The sequence below is a fragment of the Sphaerotilus sp. genome (genome assembly GCF_013299175.1).
Taxonomy (GTDB): Bacteria; Pseudomonadota; Gammaproteobacteria; order Burkholderiales; family Burkholderiaceae_C; genus Sphaerotilus.
Genome location: NZ_JAAFKF010000175.1, coordinates 1 through 4,368, shown reverse-complemented (window position 1 = coordinate 4,368; position 4,368 = coordinate 1). Strand labels below are relative to the sequence as shown.

Sequence of the window (4,368 nt, the reverse complement as noted above, 5' to 3'; positions counted from 1 at the left end):
AGCTTGAGGGTCTTCACGGCTTCCATCCGACAACTGTATTTCCATACATGTCGCTTGACAAGCCGTTCCGGCTTGAACGCTCGACCCCGGGCTGAACCCCGGGGCTTGTCGCTTCGTCCGGGTCACATTCCCGCGGCCCGGGCATGGACAATCACGCCATGCCTGCCCTGACTCCGACTCCCGCCTTGACCGCCAGCCTGCCCGGCGCCCTTCCCCTTGTCGGCCCCTCGTGGCGCGGGGTGCTCGCGTCGATCGACATCGGCTCGAACAGCTTCCGGCTGGAGATCGGCCAGATCACCCGCGGCCGCTACCGCCGCATCGACTACCTCAAGGACACCGTGCGCCTGGGCGCCGGACTCGATGCCAACGGCGTGCTGAGCGAGGAGGCTGCGCTGCGCGGGCTGGCCTGTCTGGCGCGTTTTCGCACCCGGCTGGCCGGCATCCCGCCGAAGCAACTGCGCGCCGTGGCCACCCAGACGCTGCGCGAGGCCACCAACCGCAATGCGTTTCTGGCGCGGGCCAGCGAGGCATTGGGGCATCCGGTCGAGGTGATCTCCGGCCGCGAGGAGGCGCGGCTGATCTACAAGGGCGTGGCGCGGCTGCAGCCCTCGGACCGGCAGCGGCTGGTGGTGGACATCGGCGGGCGCTCGACCGAGATGATCATCGGCGTCGGCGCCACGCCGCTGCAGGCCGAATCCTTCCGCATCGGCAGCGTCAGCCTGTCGATGCAGTATTTCCCCGACGGCCAGTTCACCGCCGAACGCTTCGCGGCGGCCCAGATCGCCGCCGGGGCCGAGCTGGAGGAAGCACTGGCGCAGTTCTCCCACCAGAACTGGGTCGAGGCACTGGGCTCGTCGGGCACGGCCGGCGCGGTGTCGCAGTTGCTGGCCGCCAGCGGCATCACCGACGGCGCGGTCACGCCCGAGGGCTTGCGCTGGTGCATCCAGGCATGCATCGCCGCCGGACACCAGGACGCGCTGAAACTGCCCGGTCTCAAGCCGGAGCGGCGCGCGGTGCTGGGTGGCGGGCTGGCCATCCTGTCCACGCTGGCGGCGCAGTTCGGCATCGATTCTCTGCAGCCGGCGCGGGGTGCCCTGCGCCAGGGGGTGATCTTCGACCTGGAAGAGCGCCTCGCCGCCGACCGCGACCCCGGCCACCACGACCTGCGCGATGACACCGTGGTCGATCTGCAGCAGCGTTTCCGCGTCGATGTCGCCCAGGCGCGCCGGGTGCAGGACGTGGCCGGCCAGCTCCACCGGCAGGTGCAGCCCCGCGCCACGCTCGACCACCAGCGCGAACTCGGCTGGGCCGCTGCGCTGCACGAGATCGGCATGATGGTCTCGCACCACGACCACCACCGCCACAGCGCCTACCTGGTCGGCCATGTGGACGCCCCCGGCTTCTCGCAGAACCAGCAGCGCCGTCTGGCCGATCTGGTGCTCGGCCACCGCGGCGGGCTGCGCAAGATCGACGCGGCGCTGGCCGACCCGGCGCTGGCCGCGCAGGTGATGGCGCTGCGGCTGGCGGTGCTGCTGTGCCACGCCCGCAGCGCGCCGGAGCAGCCGCTGCCGGCCCTGTCCGCCGAGGGACGCCAGGTCCGCCTGGGCTGCACCGCCGGCTGGGCGCTGCAGCACCCCCGCACGCTGCACCTGCTGCAGGGGGAGGTCGATGCCTGGTCCAAGGTCGGCCTGCTGCGGCTGCAGACCGTGCAGACCGGCTGAGACAGCCAGCGCGGCGCTCGCCGACTTGTCACGAACAGGTCACGCAGCCGGCATAGCATCGCAGGATGCCCGAACCCCGCCCGACCACGCCCGCCCCGCTGCCCCTGCTCAGCCGTGAACGGGCGATCCTGGAATTCAACCGGCGCGTGCTGGCCCAGGCCCGGCGGGCGGACGTGCCGCTGCTGGAGCGGCTGCGCTACATCTGCATCGTCTCGTCGAACATGGACGAGTTCTTCGAGGTGCGCTTCTCGGATGCGCTCGACGCCGCCCGCCTGCCCGACAGCGGCACGAGCCACGGCGATCTGGCCGTCGTGGCGGCCGATGCCCATGCACTGCTCGACGAGCAATACCGCATCTTCAACGACGAGGTCATGCCGGCGCTGGCCGCCGAGCGCATCGTCATCGTCAACCACGCCGACCGCAACGCCGCCCAGCGGCAATGGGTGTCGCAGTTCTTCCACCGGGAGGTGCAGCCGCTGCTGGTGCCGGTCGGACTCGATCCGGCGCACCCGTTCCCGCAGGTCGCCAACAAGTCGCTGAACTTCATCGCGCAGCTCGCCGGCATCGATGCGTTCGGACGCGAGAACACCATCGCCATCGTCAAGGTGCCGCGGGTGCTGCCACGGGTGATCCGCCTGCCGGAGCGGCTGTCGGATGGCCGGCAGGTCTTCGTGCTGCTGACCAGCGTGATCCGGGCGCACCTGGGCGAGCTGTTCCCGGAGCGCGAGGTGCTGGCGTTCTCGCAGTTCCGCGTGACGCGCGATTCCGACATGGATGTGGACGAGGACGATGTGACCAACCTGCGCCAGGCCCTGCGCAGCGAGCTGACGACGCGCCACTACGGCCGGGCTGTGCGCATCGAGGTGGTCAACACCTGCCCGGCGCGGCTGTCGGATTTTCTGCTGACCCAGTTCGACCTGCCGGCGGCGGCGCTCTACCGCGTCAACGGGCCGGTGAACCTGGTCCGCATGAACACGCTCATCGACCGCGCCGACGCCCCCGCCCTGCGCTTCCCGCCGCACGAGCCGTCTTGGCCGACCGACCAGCTTCCGCCAGGGCGGCGCGTCATGGACTGCATGGCCGAACGCGACATCCTGACCCACCAGCCCTTCCAGTCCTTCGACCCGGTGGTGCAGTTCCTGCGCGAGGCCGTCGAGGATCCGCAGGTGCTCGCCATCAAGCAGACGATCTACCGCACGGGCAGCGAGTCGGTGCTGATGGACCTGCTGATCGAGGCGGCACGGCGCGGCAAGGAGGTGCTGGCGGTGGTGGAGCTGAAGGCGCGCTTCGACGAGGAGGCCAACATCGACTGGGCAGATCGGCTCGAAGCGGTGGGCGTGCAGGTGGTGTACGGCATCGTCGGGCTGAAAACCCACGCCAAGCTGCTGCTGGTCACGCGCAAGGAGGGCCGGCGGCTGGTGCGCTACGGCCACCTCTCCACCGGCAACTACAACGCGAAGACCGCACGGCTCTACACCGACATCGGCTTCCTCACGACCGACCCGGAGATCACGGCCGACGCCGACGCCGTCTTCCTGCACCTGGCCAGCCTGAACACGTTGCGCCCGACCAAGCAGCTCTTGGTGGCGCCATTCACGCTGCAATCGACGGTGGTGGCGCTGATCGAGCGGGTGGCCGCCGCTGCGCAGGCGGGGCGGCCAGCGCGCATCGTCTGCAAGTTCAACGCGCTCACCGACCCGGTGCTGATCCGCGCGCTGATCGCCGCGGGGCAGGCCGGGGCGGAGATCGACCTGATCGTGCGCGGGGCCTGTGCGCTGCCGCCGGGCGTGCCGGGGCAGACGGAGCGCATCCGGGTGCGGTCGGTGGTCGGGCGGTTCCTGGAACACACGCGGGTGCTGTATTTCCGCTGGGGCACCGAAGAGTCGGACGAGGCCCTGTATTTCAGCAGTGCCGACTGGATGACCCGCAACATGCTGCGCCGCATCGAGGTGGCCTGGCCGATCCGTGACGCGGCGCTGCGCCAGCGGGTGATCGACGAGTGCCTGGTGCCCTACCTGCACGACGAGCGGGATGCATGGACGCTGGACAGTTCGGGCCGCTACCAGCGGGTCGGCGAAACCGGTGTGAGCGCCCAGCAGGCGTTGGCGCAACGCTACCAACGCTGAACCGCTGGCGGGGGTGGGTGGGGTTGGGCATGACCCGGACGAAGCGACAAGCCCCGAGGTTCAGCCCGGGGTCGAGCGTTCAAGCCGGAACGGCTTGTCAAGCGACATGTATGGAAATACAGTTGTCGGATGGAAGCCGTGAAGACCCTCAAGCTGCGCATCAAGGACAAGCACGCGGGCGTGCTGTCCTTGATGGCGCGTGAGGTGAACTTCGTGTGGAACTACTGCAACGAGACGAGTGCGCGGGCGCTCCGGGAGCGGCGCGAGTTCTTGAGCGGGTTCGACTTGCAGAAGCTCACGGCCGGATACTCGACCTGAACGCGTGCGTCAAGGTGGACGTGCCGAAGTCGGCCGGCACTGGATCGGTGGGGATCGACCTTGGCCTGAAGACTGCAGCGACGTGCTCGGACGGCGAAGAGCTGGCGTCCGGCCTGTACCGCAAGCATGAGGGCGCGCTGGGGATCGCCCAGCGAGCCGGGAAGAAGGACCGGGTGCGTGCGATCCACGCGAAGATCGCCAAC

General features: G+C 69.6%; 3 protein-coding genes and 1 pseudogene. All 4 read left to right on the top strand.

Annotated elements, in window-relative coordinates; all coding sequences use genetic code 11:
• The first annotated feature begins 158 nt into the window (after window positions 1–158).
• Window positions 159–1,721: a Ppx/GppA phosphatase family protein gene (locus QZW52_RS18670; protein ID WP_294001557.1), complete on the top strand. Its 1,563-nt coding sequence runs from the start codon at window positions 159–161 to the stop codon at window positions 1,719–1,721.
• A 65-nt stretch (window positions 1,722–1,786) separates the two neighbouring features.
• A complete protein-coding gene (gene ppk1, locus QZW52_RS18665) occupies window positions 1,787–3,847 on the top strand; it encodes a polyphosphate kinase 1 (protein ID WP_294001554.1) in 2,061 nt (686 codons plus the stop codon).
• Between the two features lie 129 nt (window positions 3,848–3,976).
• A complete protein-coding gene (locus tag QZW52_RS18660; protein ID WP_294001069.1) occupies window positions 3,977–4,165 on the top strand; it encodes a hypothetical protein in 189 nt (62 codons plus the stop codon).
• A gap of 14 nt (window positions 4,166–4,179) precedes the next feature.
• Window positions 4,180–4,368: pseudogene (locus QZW52_RS18655) on the top strand (RNA-guided endonuclease InsQ/TnpB family protein); the annotation flags it as partial.